A 22,911-nucleotide genomic window follows, 5' to 3' on the forward strand; every position below is an offset into this window, starting at 1 on the left:
TCTGACAAGGAGGAACCATGATCGGATTCATCGTCGCCGGCCTGATCATCGGCGCACTGGCCCGGCTCATCAAGCCGGGCAAACAGAACCTCGGCTGGATCGCCACACTGTTGCTCGGCCTGGCCGGCTCGGTGATCGGGGGTCTGGTGGCCAACCTGATCGGCACCGGTGACATCTTCGAGCTCAACGTCATCGGTTTCATCGTCGCGGTCGTCGCGGCCGTGCTGCTGGTGGGCACCGCCGAAGGGCTCGCCGCTCGCAGCAAGAAGAGCTGACCTCACCCGCGGGTACCGGGCGTCGCCGGATGGCGCCGTCCCGGTACCCGCCCGTTCATGACCGACCCCTCGGCGGCGATAATCGCAACCGGCGCTCGCCCGATACCGCGGCCAGCCGGAGCCCGAGGAGGTCCATGCCGACGCCACGCTTCGCCGTGAACTGTTCCACCCTGCTCGCCGACCGCCCGATCCCGGACCGGCTCGAGGCGGTCCGCGCGGCCGGCTTCGAGGCTGTCGAGTTCTGGTGGCCGTTCGCCACCGCGACGCCCACCAACACCGACGTCGACGCGTTCGTCACGGCCGTGCGCGCCTCCGGACTGACGCTGATCGGGCTGAACCTGTTCGCCGGCGACCTCCCGGGCGGCGACCGCGGCGTGGTCTCGTGGCCGGGCCGCGAAGCCGAGCTGCGCGCCAGTGTCGACGTCGCCGCCGGCATCGGCGCCGCGCTGGGCTGCCGGTCCTTCAACGCCCTCTACGGCAACCGGCTGGCCGGCCACGACCCCGCACACCAGGACGACGTGGCTGCCGGCAATCTCGCTTACGCCGCTACCCGGCTGGCCTCGATCGGCGCGACAGTTCTGATCGAACCGGTCAGCGGTGTGGACGCCTATCCGCTGCGCACCGCCGACGACGCCGTCGCCGTCATCGACCGGGTGACGGCGCGCACCGGCCGCGGCAACCTCGACCTACTCCTCGACGTGTACCACCTGGCCGTTAACGGCGACGACGTCGAGGCGGCCATCCGGCGGCACCGCGAGCGCATCGCCCACGTGCAGGTGGCTGACGCCCCCGGACGCGGCGCCCCGGGCACCGGCGATCTGCCGCTGCGGTCCTGGGTGGCGCAACTGCTCGACACCGGCTACGACGGCTGGTTCGCGCTGGAACATGTGAGCACCGATCCCGACCCGTTCGCCTGGCGCGACGCCTGGCTCGCGGCCTGGGGCACGGCTCGGCACGAGGAGGACAACCCGGCATGACCACCATCGCATTCATCGGCCTCGGCGTGATGGGCGGGCCGATGGCGGCCAACCTGGTGAACGCGGGCTTCACGGTCGTCGGCTACAACCGCAGCCCGGAGAAGGTGGAGCGGTTCGTCGCCGCTGGCGGTCGTGGCGCCGGCTCCGTAGTCGAAGCCGTGGCCGAGGCCGACATCGTCATCACCATGCTGCCGGACTCCCCGGACGTCCAGGAGGTGGTGCTCGGCGACGACGGCGTCCTGGCCGGTGCCGCACCCGGCACCGTCCTGGTCGACATGAGCACCATCCGGCCGGACGTCGCGCGCGAGCTGGCGGCGGCCGGCGCGGAGCGCGGGGTGCGAGTTCTCGACGCCCCGGTCAGCGGCGGTGAGCAGGGCGCCGTCGACGCCACCCTCTCCGTCATGGTCGGCGGCGACGAGGCCACGTTCGACGAGGTGCGGCCGGTCCTCGACGCGCTCGGGACCACCGTCGTGCACGTGGGCCCGGCGGGCTCCGGCCAGACGGTGAAGGCGGCCAACCAGCTGATCGTCGCCGGCACGCTCGAGCTGGTAGCCGAGGCGCTGGTGTTCCTCGACGCCCACGGTGTGGACCGGGAACGCGCGGTCACGGTGCTCGGCGGCGGGCTGGCCGGTAGCGCCGTCCTGGACCGCAAGGCGCCGGCCATGCTGGGCCGCGACTTCGCTCCGGGCTTCCGGGTCGACCTGCACCACAAGGACCTCGGTATCGTCACCGCCGCCGCCCGCGAGGCCGGCGTGGTCATTCCGGCCGGGGCACTGGTGGCGCAGCTGATGGCGTCGTTGCGGGCGCAGGGTCACGGATCGCTGGACCACACCGCGCTGCTCCTGTTGGTGGAGCAGCTCTCCGGCCGCGGGCCTAGCTGACGACGCCGGTGTAGGTGAGCACGAACGTCACACTCGGCACCAGGAACAGCACCGCGATCGTGACGATGCCGCGGAACGACTGCTCGGCGCGTACCAGCCGGTGGTAGGCCACGATCAGCAGCGGCACCAGGACCACTTCCATCGTCAGCATGCTGCGTGGGATGACCACGCCGGTGGCGGACATCACCAGCGACAGCACCGCGGCCGCGGTCCACAGCGCCAGCCCGAGCCGGTACGTGCGCGTCGGGCCCAGCCGCACCGCGACGGTGGTGTACCCGCTGATCCGGTCGGCCCGCAGGTCCGCGAGCGTCGTCGGCAGGTACAGCGCGGCACCGACCAGCGTCCCAAGCACCGCCATCGGCCACGGGAACTCGGCCAGCGGCCGGACCATGGACCACCCGGCCAGCTGCCCGACCGCCCCGATCGCGAGGGCGTTCACCGCGACGTCGGCGCCCGGGCGGGCCTTCAGCCGCAGTGGCGGTGCGCTGTACGCCCATCCGACGACGACGACGGCGAGAGTGCCGGCCGCGAACAGCGGGCCGAGCGTGAACGCCACCGCCACCGCCAGCCCACCGGAGCCGGCCGCGATCCACCGCGCGGCACGCACCGACACCCGTCCGCTGGTCAGCGGCGTCCCAGCCTTGCGCGGGTTGAGCAGGTCACCGCGCAGGTCGTTGGCGTCGTTCACGGCCAGCACGGACACCCACACCAGCGGGCCGATCACGACGGCGCCGACCGCCAGCGTCGGCAGCTGCTCCAACGTCGGCAGCATCCGCCGGGTGGCCAGCACGAAGCCCAGGTAGTACGGCACGAGCGAGACGAACCAGAACCACGGCCGGCCGATCGCCAGAACGTCGCCGACGACCTGACGGGGCACGGACCACAGGCGGACACTCGTATCGCGAGCCATGCCACCGATGCTCCCGGCCCCCGGCACCGGGCCGCCTCCCCCGCGCGAGGGAGCGGCGTCCCTGCGAGAGGGAGCGACTTCTGCGACGTGTCAGCGCGCGAGCTGCCCGGCCAACAGGTCGGCGGCGGCCTGCGCGGTCACCCGGGCCGCGCCGTGCGTGCGGACGTAGTGCTCGCCGAGGACGTCGGCGACCGGGTTGACGTCGTGGTCGACGACGATGAGGTCCGGCCGCAGCGCCCGGGCCGCCGTCACCACGCCCACCTGCCAGGGGCGGCGCCGCACCCCGCGGACGCCGACGATGACCCTGCGGTCCGGGTACTCGGCCAGTACGCCGGTGACGTCCGGGGCCCGCTCGGTCAGCCGGACGACAACGGTGCCGGGCACGCGCTCGGCGAGGAGGTCCGCGACGCCCCACGGGATCGGCCCGGCCGCGATGGACGGCTCGTCTTCGAGCTGGAGCACCAGTGGCGGACCGTCCAGCCGCAGGTCGCCGGTTGCGGACACGGCCCGCCGGGCGGCATCGGCCGCGGCACCACCGGACACCGGCCCCGGCCTGGCCGCGGCCAGCCAGCGGCGCAGGGCCGCCACCCGACCGGCCGCCTCGGCCAGCCGCTGTTCCGGTAGCCGGCCCGATTCCACGGCGCTCACCATGGCGTCGGCCATCGCCTCGAGGGTCTCCGGGCCGACGGTGTCACCGCCGACGCACAGGGCGTCGACGCCTGCCAGCAGCGCCAGAACGGCCCCCTCGGGGTGCCCGACGGTGCGGCTGATGGCGTGCATGTCCATGCCGTCGGTCATCACCAGGCCGTCGTAGCCCAGCTCCTCGCGCAGCAGGCCGGTGATGACGGGCCGCGACAGCGTCGCCGGGCGGTCGCCGTCGAGGGCGGGGAACCGGATGTGCGCCGTCATGACGATCTTCACGTCGGCCTTCACCGCGGCCCGGAACGGCGGCAGGTCACGCTGGTGCAGCACCTCGAGCGGGTCGTCGATGGACGGGACGGTGAGGTGGCTGTCCTCGCTGGTGCCGCCGTGTCCCGGGAAGTGCTTGGCCGTGGCCGCCACGCCCTGCGCCTGTTGACCGGCGACGAACGCCGCGACGTGCCGCGACACCAGATCGGTGTCGAAACCGAACGAGCGCACCCCGATGACGGGGTTCCTCGGGTTGGAGTCGACGTCCGCCACCGGCGCGAAGTTGAGGTGGACGCCACAGGCTCGCAGCCTGGCCCCCATCTCGGTCGCCACCCGCTCCGTCGCCTCCGGGTCGTCGAGTGCGCCGAGCGCGGCGTTGCCGGGCAGCGTCGAACCGCCCGCGACGTCGAGCCGGGTGACGTCGCCGCCCTCCTCGTCGATGCCGACCAGGAGATCCGGGCCGGCGTCGCGCAGCGCCGCGGTCAACTCCGCCACCCCGGCGTCCCCGCGGGCGGGGTCGACGTTGCGGCCGAACAGGACGACGCCGCCCAGGCCCTCTGCGGCCAGCCGGGTCAGCCACGCCGGCGGCGTGCCCTGCCCGACGAAGCCGGGGAACATGGTGGCGAGAGCGAGGCGGCGCAGCTCGGCGCGGCCCGCGGACAGGTCGGTCATCTCAGCCCTTCACCGCCCCGGACACCAGACCCGAAGTCATCCGGTGCTGGACGAACAAGAAGAAGATCATCACGGGTATCGCGATCACCACGGAACCGGCCATGATACCGGCCCAGTCACTGGTCCGGTTGGCCTCGGTGAACGTCTTGAGCCAGATCGGGAGGGTCATGTTCTCCGGCCTCGTCATGACGACGAGCGCCAGCGTGAACTCGTTCCAAGCCTGCAGGAACGCGTACACCCCGCTGGCCACCAGGCCCGGCGCCAACAGCGGGAACGTGATGCGGAAGAACGCCTGCACGCGGCTGCAGCCGTCGACCAGCGCCGCCTCCTCCAGCTCGCGCGGCACGCCGTTGACGAAGCCGCGCAACATCCAGATGGTGAACGGCACCACCGCCGCGACGTACAGCAGCGACAACCCCACCACGCTGTTGAGCAGCTGCCACCCCTCCAGCAGCTTGAACTGGGAGATGAACAACCCCTCGGCCGGGATCATCTGGATGATGAGCACCGCCAGGATGAAGCTGCGACGGCCGCGGAACCGGAACCGCGACAACGCCAGCGCCGCCAGGAACGCGAACACCAGCGCCGCGGCCACCGTGATCAGCGTGACGACGGCGCTCATCCGGAACGCGCTGAAGAAGTCGCTGTCGAAGACCCGCTCGTAGGCCGACAGCGTGCCGCCCAGCGGGAGGAACGACGGCTCGGGGCTGCGGATGCGGTTGTACGGCAGGAACGAGCTGTTCAGCATCCAATAGACCGGGAACGCCCAGACCAGCGCGACGGCAACGGCCAGGACACCGAACCACCGGCGCCGGGTCCGGGCCGGCCTGCGGCGAGACGGCGGCCTCGCCGGCGGTGCCGCGGGGCGCGGCCCGCCGGTTGTTGTCGTCGGCGGCGGGGTCAGCGTGCTCACAGCTCCTCCTCCCGGACCAGGACCCGGACGTAGTAGAGGCTCAGCGCCACCGTCAGCAGCAACATGAACCACGACGCGGCCGCGGCGAGGCCGAACTCCCCCTCGCCCAGCCCGAGCCGGTAGATGTACGTGCCGATGAGGTTGGTGTCCGCGGTGACCCCGCCGGCGTCCTGCAACACGAAGATCTGGGTGAACACCTTGAGGTCCCAGATGATCTGCAGCAGGCCGACGATCAACAGCACCGGCCGCACCAGCGGGACGGTGATGGCGCGGAAGCGCTGCCAGGGTGAGGCGCCGTCGATGCCCGCGGCCTCGTACAGCTCGCCCGGCACCTGTGTCAGCCCCGCGTAGACGGCGAACGCCACGAACGGCACGCTCATCCACACCACGATGACGGTGGCGACCGTGAAGAACGACAGCTGGTCGATCAGCCACGAATGCCCGGCGAACTGCTCCAACCCGGCCTGGACCAGCACCCAGTTGACCACCCCGTACTGCGCCTCGAACAGCCACTGCCACACGGTCAGCGACGCCAGGTGCGGCATCGCCCAGGCCAGCAGCAACCCGATCTGCAGCGTCAGCCGCGGCCCCGGTCCCGTCTGCGTCATCAGCACCGCGAGCGCCACACCCAACACCATCGTGATGGATGCGTTGGCCAGGCAGAACAGCACCGACCTGAACACGACCGTCCACAGGTACGAGTCCGTGATCAGCTCGACGTAGTTGTCCAGCCCCACCCACTCCGGCGGCTGCCCGAACTGCTGCGCCAGGCCGTACTCCTGGAACGACATGACGGCCTGACGTACCAGCGGATAGCCGAGCGCCGCCGCGAGCACCAGCACTGCCGGGACCAGCAAGAGGTACGGCAGCACGCCCGCTCGACGCCGTCGCGGCGCGACCTGGGCCGCCGGCGCCCCGCCGGCCGGCGGCCCAGCGGCCGGGCTAGTCGAGCTGGTCGGCGATGGCCGCATCGGCGTTCTCGGCGAGCTGCTGGATGTCTCCGCCGTTCGCGATCGCGACGAACAGGTCCTCCAGGATCCGGGAGCCCTCGACCGACGCCCAACCGGCCGCGGCGGGGGTGAGCTTGGCGTTCGAGACCGCTTCGACGGTGGCCGCGGCGAACTCGTCGGTGCCCAGGCCGGACGCGAGCGACGTCTTGGCCGGGGTGAGGCCGTTCTCGGCGTACTGGCTCTGGAACTCGTCGCTGAGCATCAGCTCGACCAGATCGCGCGCCAGTTCCTGGTTCGGCGAGGTCGCGGAGACGGCGATGTTGGAGCCGCCGAGCAGCACCGGCGCGGGTTCACCGTCACTGCCGGGCAGCGCGAAGACGCCGACGTTCGCCATCATGTCCGGGCAGCCGAGCTCCGGGTCCTCGATGCTGCCGCGCAGCCAGCCCGGGCGCAGTGCCATGCCGACCTCACCGGCACAGAACGGGACGTGCCCGTCGGCCTCGTTGCCGTCCTTCGGCGCACCGGACGCCTCGGTGAACAGCCGCTGCACCAGTTCCAGACCGGCCTGCGACTCCGGGGTCGACAGCGCGCCGACCCACTCGCCGTCCTCCTCGACGGCGAAGTCGCCGCCGGCATCCCAGACGAACGCCGCGCCGTCGCGCCAGTCCTGGCCGGGCAGCCAGAACCCGCTGAAGTTGGCGACGCCAGCGTTGTCCTGCTTCAGCTTCACCGCGGCGTCGACGAACTCCTGCATGGTGGTCGGGACCTCGATGCCGGAGGCGGCGAACAGGTCCTTGCGATAGAAGACGTAGGCCGAACCGGCGTAGAGCGGGACCGCGTAGGTACGGCCGTCCGCGGTGCCGGCGTCGACGAAGCCCTGGAGCAGGTCCTCGCCGCCGAGGTCCGGCAGCAGGTCGGTGATGTCGCTGAACGCGCCGACGGTGGTGAACGTGGGCGCCTGCGTGTTGCCGACCTCGACGACGTCCGGGGTCTCGGACTCGCTGCCCAGCGAGGTGGTGAGCCGGTCGACCAGGCCCTCCCACTGCTGCTCCTCGATGGTCAGCGTCGAACCGGGGTGCCGTTCCTCGAACTCGGCGACCAGCCAGTCGCGCATCGACTGCGGAGTGTCCGGGCCGTTGATCCACAACCGGAGGTCGGCCGGCTCCGGAGTGCCGCCGGTCTCGGCCCCCGCGGCGGGTTCGGTGCTGTCGTCGCCGTCACCGCCGCACGCGGAGAGTGCAAGTGCCGCGGCGGCGATGCCGGCGGTGAGTAGACGTGCTCTGTTCACGGCGGTTCCTCCTGTGCAAGCGCAAACTGGAAGGTGCCCTTTCAATAGGTGGTCCTACTGTAAGGTTTCCTATCAGTTCCGCCAGTCACAGTTCCGTAACGCCCTCGGAAATGATCACGTGGCCCATGGGCTCTCCCGCTCCACCACGAATGCTTGCCCCGTGGAGCGGGAACGGTCCTGGTGGTGGACGACGCCATACGCCCGCCACCACCACCCGCCCACACGTCGACGACACCTCATGCGCCGCGCGGACGCACCGCGCCCGTCGAGACTGATCCTGCGTCCGTCCCGCAAGTGACGTGCCCGCACGCGCACGACGACGGCCCGATCCGGGCTTGTGGTCACGGGCCATGCGCCCAGCCGTCTTACCGCTTCAATAGGCAAGCATCCCTGGGGGAGCGGGAAGACCCATGGGCCACGTGATCATTCCCGGACTAGGACCGGAGAGGGGCTCACTCGGTCGTGGCGAAGAGGTTCTCCCGGGCATGGGCGACGGCGGTCAGGACCGCGCCGCGGAGCACCGGGGCGTCCTTGACCGCGGTCGGGACCACCTGCGGGTTCACCGGGGCGATCCGGCGCACGTCGTCGCCGACCAGCTCGCACAGCCGCTCTCCGCCCGCGGCGCCGACCTCGCCGGCCACGACCACCAACGCCGGGTCGACCACGGCGCAGACGGACGCCACCCCGAGCGCCAGCCGGTGCGAGAACGCGTGCAGGAACTCCTCGGTCGCCGTTCCACCGGCCAGGGCGACCCGCACCGCCGCGGCGGCCCCGTCGGCGCGGATGCCGTGTTCGCGGGCCAGTTCGCCGACGGCGCCGGCACCGACGAGCGCCTGGAACGCGCCCTGCGCCGGGCGGTCGACGCTGGCCGGGGACGGCGCTCCGGGCATCGGCAGGTATCCGATCTCGCCGGCCGCCCCGGTGGCACCGCGGTGCAGGTGGCCGCTGAGGACGACCGCGAGCCCGACACCGCGGCCCACCCACAGCAGCACCATGTCGTCGACGTCACGGGCGGCGCCCTCGGCCCGTTCGGCGACGGCGGCGAGGTTGACGTCGTTCTCGAAGGCGACGTCGCAGCCGAGGTCCGCGGCGAGCCGGTCGCGCAGGCCCCGGTGCCAGCCGGGCAGGTCGAAGGAGAGGTCGATGTCGCCGTGGGTGGGGTCGACGACACCCGGCATGCCGATGACGACGCCGTCGACGTCGCCGACGTGAATGCCCGCTTCGGCCGCCGCGGCCCGCGCCACGTCGTGGATCAGCCGCTGCGGTGCAGGCCCGCCGTCCAGCGGCTGGGAGACCTGCCCGACGACGGTTCCGGTGACGTCGGCGACGGCGGCGACAGCCAGGTCCGGATTGAGCTCGACGCCGATCGAGTGCGAGCAGCCGGGACGCACGGCGTACACCTCGGCGCTGGGGCCGCGGCCGGCCGAGCGGGTGCCGACGACCTCGACCAGGCCGCGGTCCTGCAGCCGCGCCAGCAGCTGGGAAGCGGTCACCTTGGACAGCCCGGTCATGCGGCCGAGATCGACGCGAGTGAGTGGCCCGGCGGTGAGCAGCAGCTCCAGCGCGCTGCGGTCGTTGATGGCCCGAAGCAGGCTCGGGGTGCCAGGTCGTTGCGACACGTGGCCTCCGATTCGCCAGCTGGAAACAGTCTTATGAAAAGAATTCTTGGCGACACCGTACATCCCGCCCCGGTGACGGGCGAGTACCGCGCCACCGCCGCCGCTCCGGCCAGACGGCCGGTTGGAAGGGTCCCCACCAGTGATGGCATGCTGTCCGGCATGACCGCCGGACCCGAGCTGACCCTGGATCAGCTCGCCGGCGACGCCGCGGTGGAGCGCCTCTACCGGCAGGTTTTCGCGGTCTTGGCGCGCGAGTCCGGCGCCATGATCTCCGACGTCGAACTGCTCGACGTCGACGAGGCCATCCTCGACGCGTTCGCCGACGCCGGGCGTGAAGGGCTCACCGTCGACCAGGCGGTCGCTGCCTGCCGGCCCATCGACCCGGGCCTGGTGCACCGCCGGTTCGAGGTGCTGCGCGACTACGGCGCCATCAGCAAGGTGGTCGACCGCCCCAACGAGCGCTACCACCGGGCGGCCTTCGCGCCGTACGTCATGTTGCTGTTCCTGCGCCGGATGGCGGCGCAGGGCGGTCAGGCCGAACTGCACCAGCTGCTGACGCTCGAGCATGTGGGCGTCACGGCGTCCGACGCGAGCCCCGAGACCGGCCGTACCTCGATCAACCGGCTGACCAGGATCTTCCGCCACCTGGGCAATGAGTTGGCCATCCTCGCCGCCGGCAGCACCGCCGAGCAGCTCGGCGATCACGCACAGCTGCTCTGGGGCAACAAGAACCTCATCGGCCAGGCCGAGGACGTCCACGCCGTCGTGCTGGAGCGCTGGCCGGAACTCGACCGCGAGTGCGCCGCGCTGCGGGTGGCGCTGGCCGCCTATGGCGATGCGGTGGAGAAGGCCGCCGGCCGGCTGATCGAGCGGGCCGGCACCACCCGGGCGCTCGGTTTGCTGTCGGTGGAGTCGTGGTTGAGCTTCGCCCGGACGGCATCCGAGCACGACCTCGCCGGGGTGCTCGACAGCTTCGTCTTCGACGCGCCCGCGCCGTGGTTCTCACCGACGCTGCTGACCGAGGCGGTCGAGGCCGGCCGCAGCGCCGGAACCGTCCGGCAGCCGCCGCCCCGGCCGGAGTCCAGCGCACCGGCACCGGAACGCGACATCGTCCCGGCCGACGACGCCGCCCGCCTGCGCGACACCGCCGAGCGGCTGCTGAGTGGCGCCGACGCCGTCGACGTCGCGAGCGCGCTCGACGACACCGACGACTGGCTGGCCGCCCGGCGGCTGCTGGCCGAGCTGACCGCGATCCACCACCACCCCGACCTCGAGTACGAGCTGACCTGGTCCGACGGCCTGCGCATCGATGTCGACGGCAGCCCGTCGTGGGTGTCGGACGGGACGTTCCGCAGGACGAGCGCCGAGGACGCCGCCTGACATGACCGACGACGACACCGCCCTCTGGTGGGCGCGGCACCGCGCGGGCGGACCGCAGCGGGTCGCCCCCACCAGCGCCTACCCGGCCGGCATGACCCGGCTGGTCGAACCGGACGCCGAGGCCGTGTGGCTGCTGCCCGAGCTGCCCGCCGGCGCCCGGCCGGACGTCCTGGACGAGTTGGGCCTGCCGGGCGTCGCCGTCGACCAGCCAAATGACACCGCGCGGGTCCTCGCCGCCTGCCTGCGCTGCTGCTGGACCGAGCCCACCGGCCCGGTCTGGCCAGCCGCGCCGGCGCCCTTCGAGCAGGTCGTCGCGGTGTTCCGGGCAGCCACCGGCAGCCGCGACGAGCGCGCGCTACACGCGGCGGCCATGGGCGGGGTGCGGCGCCTCGCCGGCTCCGGGTGGGTCCTGTTCGACGAGGAGACGCGCACCGTCCGGCTCGGCCCGCGGGTGGCCGCGTGGAGTGCCGCCGAGCTGAGCACGCTGCGCGAACTGTGGCGCTCCCTGCCGCTGCCCAGCCCGCCCGGCGATGCAGCCGCCCGCCCGCCGGAGGACGTCGCGTGAGCAGCACCGTCTTCGATGCCGCCCTGGCCGAGCTGGGCGAACGCAACCGCGACGAGGTCCTCGCGGCGTTCGCCGCGCTCGAGCACGGCCGCGAGCCGGTCGCGGAGGCGCAATTGGTGGCGCTGCGCGATGCCACCGTCCGCCGCGACCTGCAACGGCTGCTGGCCCGGGTGGGCCGCACCCTGGTCCGGGTGGGCAGCACGCACTGGACCACCGGGTTCCGCGACGACATCACCGCCGCGCTGGCCGCTGAGGGCACGACCGCCCAGTCGTCGATGGACCGGGCGGTACTCGTGCTGGTTCTCATCCACTCGGTCGCGATCCCCCGTAGTCAGGGGCTCATCGGCGGCGACTCGTGGACGTCCGGTCACCCGACGTCCGTCGACGAGCTGACCCGCTACGCCCAGCTGCCGCGCGGCGAGATCCGCCCGGCGCTGCAACGGCTGCGTGCGGCCGGGCTGGTGCAGATCGCGCCGGCCCGCGGGCGAACCACCGCCGACGCCGGGCCCGCGTACCTGCCCGGTCCGGCGCTGCACCGGCTCACCAAGGCCGCCCGCGAGCGGCTGGAGCACGAGCTGATCCTGGCGGCCGCGCCGGACAGCCCGCTCGCCGCGGCCATCCGGGCCCGCCGTCCCGGCCGGCCCACCGCTGAAGGGAGTGACGACACGTGAGCCCAGTCTCGGGCGGCGCCTTCGACATAGTCGGCGAGCGGGTGCTCGTCGGCGTCCAGGTGGTCGACATCTCCCGGCTGTCTACGCACCCGGTGCCGATGATCGGCCAGGGCCTGGTCACCGTCGCCGGGCAGGGGCCGAAGGACTCCAACGGCGCCGGCAAGTCGTCGTTCATCGCGGCGTTGAGCCTGCTGCACGCCGACGAGCAGTGGAAGCTCACCAGCGGTGCGGCCGGCGCGGCTGAGCTGCTGTTCACGGCCGAACTGGCGGCTCAGGAAGGCCGCTGGTCCAACGTCGACCGCGGTTACGTCATCGGTGTCTTCGCGCCCCCGGGCACGGCCGACGTCACCATGCTGACCAGCAACACGCTGACCGTCTGGCTACGCATCAACCGCAAGGCGCCGTACATCGACGTGCGCTGGACCGACGGGCTGCACGTCCCGCACGGCGCCACCGAAGCGGAGCGGGCGGCCGGAGTCGACGCGATGTGGCAGGCGCTGCCGCGCAGCAACGGCCGCACCGACGTCCACGCCGGCCAGCTGTCGCGGGTCTTGTTCGGGCAGCACGCGCGCTGCGTGTCGTTCCTGTCGACGTCGGTACGCTCCAGTCAGACGGCGAACCTGCTGGCCCAGCCGCTGAACGACCTGCCGCCGCACCGCATCTTCGACGCCCTCGCCACACTCACGGGCCTCGACCGCGAGCTGGAGCACGAGCAGGTGCTGCGCACCGCCGAGCACCGGCACCGCAGCGACGTCCTCGACGCCGAGCGGGACCTCGCGACCTGGGAGAGCGAGATGGCGGTCGTCGAGGCCGGCATCGCTCGCCGGCTCGCGGCCCGGGATCTCCTCGACGACGCCCGCACGGCCTGGCGCGCCCGCTGCGCCCGGCATCTGCTGGACGGCGTCGAGCAGTCAGAGCACATCCGGCGCACGCTGGCCGAGCTCGACGAGCGCGAAGCGGAGCTGCGCGGCGAGATCGAGGCGGTCGAGGAGCGGTTGTCGGCGCTCACCGACGACGACGAGTCCGCCCGCCGCTTCGAGGCCGCACAGCGCCGCCGCAACGAGCTGATCGCCCGTGACCGCGAGTTGGAGGCGACCCACCTCGCGGCCACCCAGCAGGTCGAGCGGCTCAGCGAGACTCTCAGGTCGCTGACCGAGGAGGCGCAGGCCGCCGACGGCCGCACTCCGCCGGTCGCCGCCGAGGAACGGGAGCAGGCCCGCACAGTGCTCGAGGAGGCCCTCGGCGCCCAGGCGGTGGCCCGGGCCGCCGCCGGCGACGCCCGCCGCCGGCTTGCCGCGACGGAGTCCGGTGACGACGTCGCGGCCGAGCAGGTCGGGCTGCTGCGAACCGCCGGTGTCGAGGCGACCGCCCTGGTCGACGTCGTCGAGATCGACCCGGCGGAGCGCGACGTGTGGGAGCCGCGGCTGGCGCCCTACCGCGAGGCCGTGGTGGTCTCGCGGGACGACGGCGCCCGCGCGGCCGCCGCGCTGACCGGCCTGCCCGGCTCGCTGCTGGTGCTGGCCGACGCCGGCCGTGACCTGTCCGCGTTCCTCGCCGCGCTGGCCGACCGCGCGGGCGAGCCTGCCGCCGTCGTCGACGGGACAGCGACCACGGACGAGGCCGGGCCGGCCGCCGTCGTCGATGCGGCCGCCGGTGTGATCGCCGTCGGCGGGTTCGCCGACCCGATCACCGGGCAGCCGGCGCGGGTGGCCGCCGCGACCGCTGACCTCGAGGCCGCTTCCGCCGCCCTGGAGGAAGCCGGCGCCGCCGTCGACCAGGCCCGCGGCGCCGTCGCCCGGGCGGAGGCGCGGGCCCGCGCCGCCGACGCCGCCGAGCGGGCCGACGCCGTCCAGAAGGAGATCGGCGAGCTGCGCGAGGCCAACATCGAGCGGCAGGACCGCCGCGACGCGCTGGTCCCGGAACTCGCCGAGGCCGAGGCCGCATACGCCCGCGAGCTCGGCGTCCACAACTCCCGCGAGGAGCGCGTGAACAGCCTGCGCGACACCCGCAAGCGGCTGACGCAGACCCTCACCGAGCACGAATCGCGGCGCCTGGAGCTGATCTCCGAGCGCGACGGTCTCGGCCTGCTCGACCGCGAGAAGGCGTGGGGCGACTCCCCCGACGCCGCCCGCCGGCATCTGCTCGAACTCGACCAGGATGTCCAGGGCCGCACCACCGCGGAGTGGGACGAGGCAGCCTGCCGGCTGACCAACGAGGTGGCCATCAGGTGCTTCCCGCCCGGTACCCCGGCGGAGGAGATGACGGCCGAGCTTCGCGAGCTGCTGGTCACGCAGAACTGGGTCGGCGGCAGCCTCGAAGCACGAGCCGCCCTGGTCGCGCCGCTGCAGCGCGCCCTCGACACCCATCTCGAAGACACCGAGGAACACGACCAGCACCAGCTCACGCAGATCACCGAGCAGCGTGCCCGGCGCACCTCCGACCTCGCGGCCGCCCGGCTCGGGCACAGCGAGGCCGAGCAGACCGCCCGAGCCCACCGCACCTCACTCGCGTCGGGCATCAAGGCGATGCTGAAGAAGGTCGCGGCCGAGTTCGACCGCCTGGACCAGGAGTACGGCGGGTACGGCGCGGGGCTCGACTTCCCCGAACCGGAGCCGCCGTCGGAGCCGGACAAGCCGTGGCGCTGGACCGTCAGCCCCAAGTGGCGGCGCGCCGAGGGGCAGCGGATGTCCGCCTACACGCTGCGCAGCAACACCGCACAGATGGACGAGAAGGCCGTCAAACTGGTGTGCGCCGCCGCCCTGGCGCGGGGCGCGGACCGGCCGCTGCTGCTCATTCTCGACGAACTCGGGCGCAACCTCGGCAAGCAGCACCGCCGCGAAGCCGTCGCGCTGTTCGAGCGGATCGGCAACGACCACAACATCACCGTCGTCGGAGCACTGCAGGACGACATGGAGCGCTACGCCATCGAGGCGTCCGGGCTGTACATCAAGCTACGCCGGCGCTCGGACACCATGGCGTACAACGAAGAACCGGTTGTGGTCGGCAACGAAGCCAACAGCGACCGGGTCGAGCTGCTGCGCTCCTGGATGTCCTCCTACCGGCCCGGCACCCTCGACGTCGAGTCCGAAGGCGCCGCCTGATCGGCGCGGCATACGGTGGACACGTGACCACCCACCAGAACGACCCCGACACCGTCCGCCGGCTGCTCACCACGCCCGCCACCTGGGCCGTCGTCGGGCTGTCCGGCAACCGGGCCCGGCCTGCCTACGGCGTCTCGCAGTACGTCCGCGACGGCCTCGGCATGACCATCGTGCCGGTGAACCTGCGCGGCGAGGACGCGCTCGGCGTGACCGGCTACCGGCGGCTGGCCGACGTCCCCGCACCGGTCGCCGTCGTCGACTGCTTCGTGAACAGCCAACGCGTCGGCGAGGTCGTCGACGACGCCATCGCGGAGAAGGACCGGCTCGGCATCACCGCCGTGTGGCTGCAGCTCGGGGTCATCGACGAAGCGGCGGCCGCGCGCGCAGCGGCCGCCGGCCTCGAGGTCGTCATGGACACCTGCCCGGCCATCGAAGGACCGCGCCTCGGCGTCTGAGCCTCAACCGCTGAGCCGTGCCTCGGCGGCGAGCAGCTCGCCGAGGTCGTCGACGCGGCCCGGGTGCAGGCCGCGGGCGGTGAACCACGCCCCGACGTTGCGCACGTCGCGGTCCAGGAACGAGCGCCCATGCGGGTTGCCGATCACGTCCACGATCTGCGGCACGTCGATGATCACCAGCCGGCCGTCCTCGACCAGCAGGTTGTACGCGGACAGGTCGCCGTGCGCGTACCCGGCCAGCGCCATCAACGACAGGTTGTGCACGAGCTGCTCCCACAGGTGGTCCAGCTCGTCCGGATCCGGGCGCAGCTGGGCCAACCGCGGCGCCGCCACGCCGTCGTCGCCGCCGATGAACTCCATGAGCAGCTCGGTGCCGAGGATCTGCACCGGATACGGCACCGCCACACCCGCGGACCAGAGCGCCGACAACGCGGCGAACTCGGCATAGGCCCACTGACCGGCGATGGCGTCGCGACCGAACGCCGTCCGCTTCGCCATGGCACGGTTGATGCGCGACTCCTTGTCCCGCCGGCCCTCCAGGTAGCCGGCGTCCCGGTGGAACATGCGATGCTGCAGGTCCCGGTAGCGTTTGGCGGCCAGCAAGGTGGCCCGGTCGGTGTCGGGGACGGCGCGTTCCAGCAGGAACACATCCGCTTCCTTCCCGGTCTTGAGCACCCCGAGCTCGGTGTCGACGGCGGCGAGCTCGGTGATCACCCAGTCGGGGTACGGCTGCGGACCGCGTTCGCCGGCGGCGGACTCGTCCCAGGTGGACCAGCGGTCGCCGGCGGGCGGACCGTCCGTCGTGGGGTCGTTGTCGCCTGCGACGGTGAGCCCGTACCGGACGGCGTACTCGGCGAACGCGTCGTCGAGGCTGCGCTCGGCGATGTCAGCGCGCTCTTCACGGGTGTTGGCGCGCCCGCGCGGGCGCATCGGGGCGAAACTGTCGTTGTCGTGCACTGCGGTGATCTCCTGACGAGGGAGGTTCCCACCGGGGTGCGCGAGCGACTCAGCGTTTGCGCCAGCGCCGGGCGGCGGGAACGGCGAGGTGAGGGGCATCTGGCGCGCAGACGACGGCGCGCCGCCACTGGATGGCAGCCATCGGACACGCCTCCCTTCACATCGCCAGCGACTCCGCTGGCCTTCCGACACGGTGCTGCGGGTAACCCAACCGCAGCACCGGCTCCCCCGCAACCGCTTTTTATCCGGCCCCTGCTCCTCCATCCGCGCAGGATGTGCTCGGCGGGCGGACGAGTCTCAGCGGTCCCAGCCGGCAGGCAGGATCACCATGCTCGCTCCAGGCGACGGCCAGTCCGCCGGCACCGGCTCCACCGGCCCGGTGCCCGGGACATGCTTCCACCAGCGCACCGGTCGCTCGCGTGGTGGGTTGTCACGCAGCACGGCCGCGAACCGCTCGGCCAGGTCGGCGCGGCGCCGCCAGGCCAGCTCCCACCCGTAGCGGACGACGTCCAGGCCGGCGCGCCGCAGCCGCCACTCGCGCTCACCTTGGCGTGCCACGATCTGCGAAGCATCCGGCCGGTTGTCGTACTTCACCGCGCCGTCGGCCTCGAACACGACACCGTGGAACGGCCAGAGCCCGTCGACGCGGAACTCCGGGCCGTCCACCCCCACCCACGCGTTGCTGACCGGCATGGGCAGCCCGAACTGGATGCAGGTGAACCGGCCGAGGGTCTCGATCGGCGACTCCGCCAAAGGATCGGCGTGCTCGACCACCCACCGCGCTCGGTGCACTCGCGGCCACCGCGTCATGTGCTGGACCGCGTCTGCGAGGTCCTGCCGGAGCCGGACGGCGGCGTCAGCCATGGCGAGCGCTGCCGGAATCGGGCTGCCGCGGGCGACGTCGGCGACAGCCCAGGCCCGGCTGACAGCGTTCACTCCGTCCACACGTCGCGCATGACCGACCGGCAGCACGACGGCACGGACGTCACCATGAGACGTGCGGCGCGGGCCCCGCCCGGCACTGACCGACCGCACCGCAGTCTGTCGCTCCGGCGGATGGCCGAGTACAGGTAGTTGCCAGATGACAGCGGCTGACCAGCCGGACAGAAACGTGGCCTTGCCGCAGTAAGCGCTGAATGCCCGTGCCCTGAGCCGGAACGACTCCCACGGGCTCGCATCCGCCTGAGCTGCCGTCGATGCATAGCAGCCGGGCAGCAGCCTAGTCATCAGCCCCGCCTCACAGAGCCGCCGGAGCCGACGTGGGTGCACCCCTGCGGCGGCCGCGGCGCGGACGTCCACAACGCCGTGCCCACGAGCGAGCGTCTCCGCGATGTCCGCAGGGATTCGGCGTAGGGGTCCTGGCATGCGAACAGCGTGCGATTCCCGGCGACCGGATGCCAGGTCGATTCCGCTGAATGTGGACGACGTCCGACCCGACCGGCCCGGTGTGGACAACGCCGTCGTCGCGCGCCTCAGCGCACGTCACTCGCCGGGCGGTCGCACCCGGCCGCGAAACCCACCCGGTACGTCCCTGAGGCGAGTGACGTGACCTGAGAGGGATTAGGTGAGGCGGGCGCGCAGGGCTTCGCCCTTGGCCGTCGCTGCCGCCTCCAGCGATGCGCGGAAGGAGTCGAGCCGCGACCGTAGTTCGTCGTCGGAGGCGCCGAGGATGCGGGCGGCCAGGAGGCCGGCGTTGCGCGCTCCGCCCACGGACACCGTCGCCACCGGCACCCCGGCCGGCATCTGCACGATCGACAGCAGGGAGTCCATTCCGTCCAGGTACTTCAGCGGCACCGGGACGCCCACCACGGGCAGCGACGTCACCGACGCGAGCATGCCGGGCAGGTGGGCGGCGCCGCCGGCACCGGCGATCAGCACCCGCAGGCCTCGCGACGCCGCGGCCTCGCCGTACGACAGCATCGCCTGCGGCATCCGGTGCGCGGAGACGACGCCGACCTCGTGCGCCACGCCGAGCTCGTCCAGAGCCTCAGCCGCTCCCGACATCACCGGCCAGTCGGAGTCAGAGCCCATCACGATCCCGACCAGCGGTGGGCCGTCGCCCCGCGCGGTCACCAAGCCGGTGACGTCACTCATCGATCACTCCACGGATGTAGTCGGCCGCGTGCCAGGCCCGCGAGCGCAACTCTGCCAGGTCCGATCCATAGGCGGTGACGTGCCCGACCTTCCGCCCAGGCCGCACGCCCTTGCCGTACCAGTGCACCTTGAGCTCGGGATCGCGGGCCATCACGTGCCGGTACGTCGGATAGATGTCGGGCAGGTCGCCGCCGAGCACGTTCACCATGACGGTGTACGGGGCCCGGGCCGCAGGCGAGCCCAGCGGCAGGTCGAGCACGGCCCGCAGGTGGTTCTCGAACTGGCTGGTGACCGCGCCGTCGATGCTCCAGTGCCCGGAGTTGTGCGGCCGCATCGCCAGCTCGTTCACCAGCAGCCGGCCGTCGGTGGTCTCGAACAGCTCGACGGCGAGGATGCCGACGACGTCCAGTTCGGCCGCCACCGAGATGGCCAGCCGCTGCGCCTCCACGGCCAGGTCCTCGGACAGGCCCGGCGCGGGTGCCACCACCTCGACGCAGATGCCGTCGCGCTGCACCGACTCGACGACGGGATAGGCGACGGCCTGTCCGTGCGGGGACCGGGCGACGACGGCGGACAGCTCACGCCGGTAGTCGACCCGCTCCTCGGCCAGCACCGGGACGCCGGCCCGGAAGGGTTCCTCGACCACCTCGGCCGGCGTCGACGGCGTCACCAGCCAGACGCCCTTGCCGTCGTAGCCGCCGCGAGTGGTCTTCAGTACGACGTCGGTGCCCAGCGACGTGCTGTACTCCGCGACGTCGGCGGGCGCGGACACGATGCGGTGCCGCGGGCACGGAATGCCCAGCGAGGTCAGCCGGGACCGCATCGCACCCTTGTCCTGCGCGTGCAACAGCGCCGCCGACCCAGGCCGCACCAGCACGCCGTCAGCCTCCAGCGCCTGCAGATGCTCCGGTGGGACGTGCTCGTGGTCGAACGTCACCACGTCACACCCGGCAGCGAACGCCCTGAGGTCGGCGAGGGCCTTCTCGTCCGCGATGACCGGGTCGTTGACCACCTGCGCGGCGGATTCCTCCGGCGAGGCGGCCAGCACCGACAGCCGCACGCCCAGCGCCACCGCGGCCGGTTGGGTCATCCGTGCCAGCTGACCGCCACCGACCATGCCCACCACGGGCCACGTCGCTTCATCACCCACGGGCCACGAGCGTACAGCGCGGCCGTCGCAGGGCGCCGCCGGGGCGCCCTGAACTGCGCGAACAGGGTGTGATGCGGCGATTCGGGCGGTGTCCAGCTACCCTGGGGCGCGTGCTCGATACCGTGCCGCCGCCGCGCCGCGCCCCGCGAATGCTGGGTGCGGCGTCTCGTGTCTGGTATGGCCTGCATCATCTGATCCGCGAGGCCACCAAGTTCGCCACCGTCGGTGGCATCGGCTTCGTCGTCGACCTCGCCATCTTCAACGCCTTGCTGTTCGGCGGCGACGACGGCATCGGCCCGCTGCACGACTCCCCGCTGTGGGCGAAGACCATCGCGGTGGTCCTGGCCACCGGCGTCACCTACACCGGCAACCGGTTGTGGACGTTCCGGCACCGGGCCCGAACCGGTGTGGCCCGCGAGTACGCGCTGTTCTTCGTGCTCAACGGCATCGGCCTCGGCATCGCGCTGGCCTGCCTCGGGTTCTCCCGCTACGTGCTGGGGCTGTCGGGGCCGCTGGCCGACAACATCGCGGCCAACGTCGTCGGGCTGCTGCTGGGCACGCTGTTCCGGTTCTGGTCGTACCGCACCTGGGTGTTCCCGGCAGCCGCGCAGCCCGCGGCCCAGCAGATCACCTGACGCGGGACCGCGTCAGCGCATCGCCGGCCCGGCCCGCAGGAGCTGCGAGTCCAGTTTCCGGCCCACCAGCCGTTCGGCGAGCCCGGCGACCCCGAGCAGCGCCGTGAGGTCCACGCCGGTGTCGATGCCCATGTCCTCGAGCATGTACACCAGCTCCTCGGTGGCGATGTTCCCCGAGGCGCCTGGCGCGTACGGGCAGCCGCCAAGTCCGCCCACCGACGCGTCGAAGTCGTCGACGCCCAGCTGCAGCGCGGCGTACACGTTGGCCAGCCCGGTACCGCGGGTGTTGTGGAAATGCAGGCCGAGCGGCAGGTCCGGGTGCGCCGATCGGGTCGCCTCGACCAGCCGGGTGACCCGCGGCGGGGTGGCCATGCCGGTGGTGTCGCCGTAGGCCAGCGAGTCGACGCCGGCCGCCACGCCCCGCCCGACCGCCCACAGCACCCGCTCGACCGGCACGTCACCCTCGTACGGGCAGCCCCAGGCGGTGGAGACGATCAGCTGCAGCGTGCCGCCGCCGTCGTGGACCATGCCGGCCAACTCCGGCAAGTTATCCAGTGACTCCTCGGTGGAGCGGTTGATGTTCTTGCGGTTGTGCGTGTCGGAGGCGGAGACCACCACCTCGAGCTCGGTGAAGCCGGCCGCCAGCGCCCGCTGCGCACCCCGCAGGTTCGGCACCAGCGCCGAGTAGCGGACTCGGGGATCGCGGCGGACCCGCGACCACACGTCGTCGGCGTCGGCCATCTGCGGGATCGCCTTCGGATGCACGAACGACACCGCCTCGATGCGCCGCACCCCGGTCCGGGTCAGCGCGTCGATCAGCTCGACCTTGCCGGCCGTGGAGATCGGGTCCTCGTTCTGCAGGCCGTCCCGCGGCCCGACCTCACGCACGCTCACGCGCTGGGGAAACGTCACGCTACTCACCTGGCCAATCCGGACGCCGCTTCTCGTTGAACGCCGCCACTCCTTCCTTTCTATCCCCACTGAAGGCGGTGGCGCGCCACGCGGCGTCCTCGATGTCGAGGCCGGAGCGCAGCGGCGCGTCCAGCCCGTGGCGCATCGCCCGCTTGGCGTTGCGCACACCCACCGGTGAGTTCGCGGCGATGGCGGTGGCCAGGTCGAGCGCGGCGGCGCGGTCCTGCCCGGCCGGCACCAGCCGGTCGACCAGGCCGAGCCTGAACCCGTCGGCGGCGTCCACCCGGCGGGCGGTGAAGATCAGGTCGGCGGCCCGGTTCCAGCCCAGCCGGCGGGTCAGCAGCTGGGTTCCGCCGCCGCCGGGCACCAGGCCGACCGACACCTCCGGCAGTCCTAGGCTCGCGGTCTCGTCGGCGACGATCAGGTCGCAGCTCAGCGCCAGCTCCAGCCCGCCGCCGAGGGCGTGCCCGTGCACGGCGGCGACCGTCGGGACCGGCAGCTCGAGGATGCCGGTGAACGCCGCTCGGAAGATCAGCCGCTGCCGGCGCAACCCGTCGTCGTCGATGGTGTTGCGTTCCTTGAGGTCGGCCCCCACGCAGAAGGCCCGCTCCGCCGACGACGACAGCACGACGGCGCGCACCGCGGGGTCGGCCGCGATCTCAGCGGTGGCGGCGACGATGGCGCGCGCGTGACCGGTGGAGATGGCGTTGAGCGCCTCGGGACGGTCGAGGACCAGCTCTGTTACACCGGGCGCGTCATCGGGCCGGTTGATCGTCACACTGCTCATGCGGCTGACCCTATCGGCCGGCGGACGGCATCATTCAGCGTCGGGGCGGCGGAGCGACGCGAACTCCTTGGCGGCCTCGCCGATGTCCTTGGCGGTGTCGATGGCCCGCCAGTAGCCCTCGATGGGGAAGCCGGCCAGCCGGCGGTCCTTGGCCAGCGACGGGAACGTGGTGCGCTCGTGGTCGCCGACGTCGGGCAGCAGATCGAGGATGTGCGGCGCGAACACGTAGATGCCGCCGTTGATCGGGTACGGCGACGGCGGCGACTCGACGAAGTCGGTGACCCGGCCGTACCCGTCGAGCTCGACCACACCCCAGGGCAGCCGCGGCCGGGCCAGCCCGATGGTGGCGACCGCCTGCCGTTCGGCGTGGTAGGCGGCCATGGCGCGCAAATCGAAGCGGGTCCAGATGTCGCCGTTGAGCGCGTACCAGCCTTCGTCCGGGCGGGACAGGTGCTTGCCGGCGTACTTGAGGCCGCCGCCGCGGCCGAGGGGCTCGTCCTCGATGACCGACTGCAGCCGCACCGGCTGCTCCCGCGAGTCCAGGTGCTCGAGCAGCACCTCGCTGAGGTGTCCGGCGGAGACGACGACGTCGGTGACGCCGCTCTCGGCCAGCCACTCCAGTTGATGATCGATGATGCATCGCCCGGCGACCTCGATCATCACCTTGGGGATGGTGTCGGTGTACGGCTTGAGCCTGGAGCCCTGTCCCCCGGCGAGGATCACGGCCTGGCGCACCGGCAGGTCGCTCGTCATGCCGCGGACGCTACACGGCGCCGGCGCGGAGGTCCCCGTCGGCTCGCTTGTGCAGTG

22 protein-coding genes and 1 pseudogene are annotated in these 22,911 nt (G+C 72.4%); 9 read left to right on the forward strand and 14 right to left on the reverse strand.

Going from position 1 to position 22,911, the window contains the following annotated elements; translation table 11 throughout:
- Positions 1-17 precede the first annotated feature (17 nt).
- The 3 genes from JIAGA_RS0122105 to JIAGA_RS0122115 all read left to right on the forward strand — a co-directional run bounded on the left by JIAGA_RS0122105 (position 18) and on the right by JIAGA_RS0122115 (position 2,133).
- Positions 18-275, forward strand: a complete 258-nt coding sequence (locus JIAGA_RS0122105; RefSeq protein ID WP_026877323.1) for a GlsB/YeaQ/YmgE family stress response membrane protein — start codon at positions 18-20, stop codon at positions 273-275.
- A gap of 134 nt (positions 276-409) precedes the next feature.
- Positions 410-1,252 carry a hydroxypyruvate isomerase family protein gene (locus JIAGA_RS31705; RefSeq protein ID WP_051426391.1) on the forward strand — a complete coding sequence of 281 codons (843 nt, stop codon included), beginning with the start codon at positions 410-412 and terminating at the stop codon, positions 1,250-1,252.
- Positions 1,249-2,133 (forward strand): 2-hydroxy-3-oxopropionate reductase, encoded by an 885-nt coding sequence (locus tag JIAGA_RS0122115; RefSeq protein ID WP_026877324.1) that lies wholly within the window; start codon positions 1,249-1,251, stop codon positions 2,131-2,133. The genes JIAGA_RS31705 and JIAGA_RS0122115 overlap by 4 nt, the downstream gene beginning before the upstream one ends.
- On the opposite strand, the gene JIAGA_RS0122120 is transcribed toward JIAGA_RS0122115, so the two are convergent.
- The 6 genes from JIAGA_RS0122120 to JIAGA_RS0122145 all read right to left on the reverse strand — a co-directional run bounded on the left by JIAGA_RS0122120 (position 2,126) and on the right by JIAGA_RS0122145 (position 9,394).
- Complete coding sequence (locus JIAGA_RS0122120) at positions 2,126-3,043, reverse strand: UbiA prenyltransferase family protein (RefSeq protein WP_084470418.1); 918 nt, start codon at positions 3,041-3,043, stop codon at positions 2,126-2,128. The genes JIAGA_RS0122115 and JIAGA_RS0122120 overlap by 8 nt on opposite strands.
- Positions 3,044-3,133: 90 nt before the next feature.
- Positions 3,134-4,624 (reverse strand): glycoside hydrolase family 3 protein, encoded by a 1,491-nt coding sequence (locus JIAGA_RS0122125; protein WP_026877326.1) that lies wholly within the window; start codon positions 4,622-4,624, stop codon positions 3,134-3,136.
- 1 nt (position 4,625) lies between these two features.
- Positions 4,626-5,537 (reverse strand): carbohydrate ABC transporter permease, encoded by a 912-nt coding sequence (locus JIAGA_RS0122130; protein ID WP_026877327.1) that lies wholly within the window; start codon positions 5,535-5,537, stop codon positions 4,626-4,628.
- Entirely contained in the window at positions 5,534-6,508 is a 975-nt protein-coding gene (locus tag JIAGA_RS0122135) for a carbohydrate ABC transporter permease (protein WP_026877328.1), read from the reverse strand. The genes JIAGA_RS0122130 and JIAGA_RS0122135 overlap by 4 nt, the downstream gene beginning before the upstream one ends.
- Entirely contained in the window at positions 6,480-7,775 is a 1,296-nt protein-coding gene (locus tag JIAGA_RS0122140; protein WP_035812853.1) for an extracellular solute-binding protein, read from the reverse strand. Before JIAGA_RS0122140 ends, JIAGA_RS0122135 begins: the two co-directional genes overlap by 29 nt.
- A gap of 452 nt (positions 7,776-8,227) precedes the next feature.
- Positions 8,228-9,394, reverse strand: a complete 1,167-nt coding sequence (locus JIAGA_RS0122145) for an ROK family transcriptional regulator (protein ID WP_026877330.1) — start codon at positions 9,392-9,394, stop codon at positions 8,228-8,230.
- A gap of 159 nt (positions 9,395-9,553) precedes the next feature.
- Here JIAGA_RS0122145 and JIAGA_RS0122150 point away from each other — a divergent pair, with 159 nt between their 5' ends.
- The 5 genes from JIAGA_RS0122150 to JIAGA_RS0122170 are packed head-to-tail and all read left to right on the forward strand — an operon-like array spanning position 9,554 to position 15,566.
- Positions 9,554-10,774: a hypothetical protein gene (locus JIAGA_RS0122150; RefSeq protein WP_035814935.1), complete on the forward strand. Its 1,221-nt coding sequence runs from the start codon at positions 9,554-9,556 to the stop codon at positions 10,772-10,774.
- 1 nt (position 10,775) lies between these two features.
- A complete protein-coding gene (locus JIAGA_RS31710; protein ID WP_051426392.1) occupies positions 10,776-11,339 on the forward strand; it encodes a hypothetical protein in 564 nt (187 codons plus the stop codon).
- A complete protein-coding gene (locus JIAGA_RS31715) occupies positions 11,336-12,010 on the forward strand; it encodes a hypothetical protein (RefSeq protein WP_035812855.1) in 675 nt (224 codons plus the stop codon). Before JIAGA_RS31710 ends, JIAGA_RS31715 begins: the two co-directional genes overlap by 4 nt.
- Positions 12,007-15,111: a coiled-coil domain-containing protein gene (locus JIAGA_RS31720; RefSeq protein ID WP_051426393.1), complete on the forward strand. Its 3,105-nt coding sequence runs from the start codon at positions 12,007-12,009 to the stop codon at positions 15,109-15,111. The genes JIAGA_RS31715 and JIAGA_RS31720 overlap by 4 nt, the downstream gene beginning before the upstream one ends.
- Before the next feature lie 23 nt (positions 15,112-15,134).
- A complete protein-coding gene (locus JIAGA_RS0122170) occupies positions 15,135-15,566 on the forward strand; it encodes a CoA-binding protein (protein ID WP_026877332.1) in 432 nt (143 codons plus the stop codon).
- 3 nt (positions 15,567-15,569) lie between these two features.
- Here the strand turns inward: JIAGA_RS0122170 and JIAGA_RS31725 are convergent, their stop codons facing one another.
- The 5 genes and pseudogenes from JIAGA_RS31725 to JIAGA_RS0122195 form a co-directional block, all read right to left on the reverse strand.
- On the reverse strand, positions 15,570-16,523 hold the full coding sequence (locus JIAGA_RS31725) for a serine protein kinase RIO (protein ID WP_211239790.1): 954 nt from the start codon (positions 16,521-16,523) through the stop codon (positions 15,570-15,572).
- 297 nt (positions 16,524-16,820) lie between these two features.
- Complete coding sequence (locus JIAGA_RS35800) at positions 16,821-17,459, reverse strand: hypothetical protein (protein ID WP_245597221.1); 639 nt, start codon at positions 17,457-17,459, stop codon at positions 16,821-16,823.
- Positions 17,460-17,729: 270 nt separating this feature from the next.
- A pseudogene (locus JIAGA_RS36415) lies at positions 17,730-17,888 on the reverse strand (type IV toxin-antitoxin system AbiEi family antitoxin domain-containing protein); the annotation flags it as partial.
- Between the two features lie 195 nt (positions 17,889-18,083).
- On the reverse strand, positions 18,084-18,617 hold the full coding sequence (gene purE, locus JIAGA_RS0122190) for a 5-(carboxyamino)imidazole ribonucleotide mutase (RefSeq protein WP_051426394.1): 534 nt from the start codon (positions 18,615-18,617) through the stop codon (positions 18,084-18,086).
- Entirely contained in the window at positions 18,610-19,767 is a 1,158-nt protein-coding gene (locus JIAGA_RS0122195; RefSeq protein ID WP_245597222.1) for a 5-(carboxyamino)imidazole ribonucleotide synthase, read from the reverse strand. Before JIAGA_RS0122195 ends, purE begins: the two co-directional genes overlap by 8 nt.
- Positions 19,768-19,877: 110 nt before the next feature.
- On the opposite strand from JIAGA_RS0122195, the gene JIAGA_RS0122200 reads away from it, so the two are divergent.
- Positions 19,878-20,402: a GtrA family protein gene (locus JIAGA_RS0122200; protein ID WP_211239791.1), complete on the forward strand. Its 525-nt coding sequence runs from the start codon at positions 19,878-19,880 to the stop codon at positions 20,400-20,402.
- Positions 20,403-20,414: 12 nt separating this feature from the next.
- Here the strand turns inward: JIAGA_RS0122200 and JIAGA_RS0122205 are convergent, their stop codons facing one another.
- Genes JIAGA_RS0122205 through JIAGA_RS0122215 form a run of 3 tightly spaced genes read right to left on the reverse strand, consistent with a single transcriptional unit; the run spans position 20,415 to position 22,854 of the window.
- Complete coding sequence (locus JIAGA_RS0122205) at positions 20,415-21,314, reverse strand: hydroxymethylglutaryl-CoA lyase (protein WP_035812856.1); 900 nt, start codon at positions 21,312-21,314, stop codon at positions 20,415-20,417.
- Position 21,315: 1 nt separating this feature from the next.
- Complete coding sequence (locus tag JIAGA_RS0122210) at positions 21,316-22,101, reverse strand: enoyl-CoA hydratase/isomerase family protein (RefSeq protein WP_051426395.1); 786 nt, start codon at positions 22,099-22,101, stop codon at positions 21,316-21,318.
- Positions 22,102-22,131: 30 nt separating this feature from the next.
- Positions 22,132-22,854, reverse strand: coding sequence for a nucleotidyltransferase family protein (locus tag JIAGA_RS0122215; protein WP_026877340.1), 723 nt, complete (start codon positions 22,852-22,854; stop codon positions 22,132-22,134).
- Positions 22,855-22,911 lie beyond the last annotated feature (57 nt).

This window comes from Jiangella gansuensis DSM 44835, from assembly GCF_000515395.1.
GTDB classification, from domain to species: Bacteria; Actinomycetota; Actinomycetes; order Jiangellales; family Jiangellaceae; genus Jiangella; species Jiangella gansuensis.

Bases quoted from the DNA above. Each gene is read 5' to 3' on its own strand.
- JIAGA_RS0122210 (WP_051426395.1), bottom strand. From the start codon at position 22,101: ATGAGCAGTGTGACGATCAACCGGCCCGATGACGCGCCCGGTGTAACA.
- JIAGA_RS0122135 (WP_026877328.1), bottom strand. From the start codon at position 6,508: ATGCGGCCATCGCCGACCAGCTCGACTAGCCCGGCCGCTGGGCCGCCG.
- JIAGA_RS0122215 (WP_026877340.1), bottom strand. From the start codon at position 22,854: ATGACGAGCGACCTGCCGGTGCGCCAGGCCGTGATCCTCGCCGGGGGA.
- purE (WP_051426394.1), bottom strand. From the start codon at position 18,617: ATGAGTGACGTCACCGGCTTGGTGACCGCGCGGGGCGACGGCCCACCG.
- JIAGA_RS0122125 (WP_026877326.1), bottom strand. From the start codon at position 4,624: ATGACCGACCTGTCCGCGGGCCGCGCCGAGCTGCGCCGCCTCGCTCTC.
- JIAGA_RS31705 (WP_051426391.1), top strand. From the start codon at position 410: ATGCCGACGCCACGCTTCGCCGTGAACTGTTCCACCCTGCTCGCCGAC.
- JIAGA_RS0122105 (WP_026877323.1), top strand. From the start codon at position 18: ATGATCGGATTCATCGTCGCCGGCCTGATCATCGGCGCACTGGCCCGG.
- JIAGA_RS0122150 (WP_035814935.1), top strand. From the start codon at position 9,554: ATGACCGCCGGACCCGAGCTGACCCTGGATCAGCTCGCCGGCGACGCC.
- JIAGA_RS0122120 (WP_084470418.1), bottom strand. From the start codon at position 3,043: ATGGCTCGCGATACGAGTGTCCGCCTGTGGTCCGTGCCCCGTCAGGTC.
- JIAGA_RS31710 (WP_051426392.1), top strand. From the start codon at position 10,776: ATGACCGACGACGACACCGCCCTCTGGTGGGCGCGGCACCGCGCGGGC.
- JIAGA_RS0122115 (WP_026877324.1), top strand. From the start codon at position 1,249: ATGACCACCATCGCATTCATCGGCCTCGGCGTGATGGGCGGGCCGATG.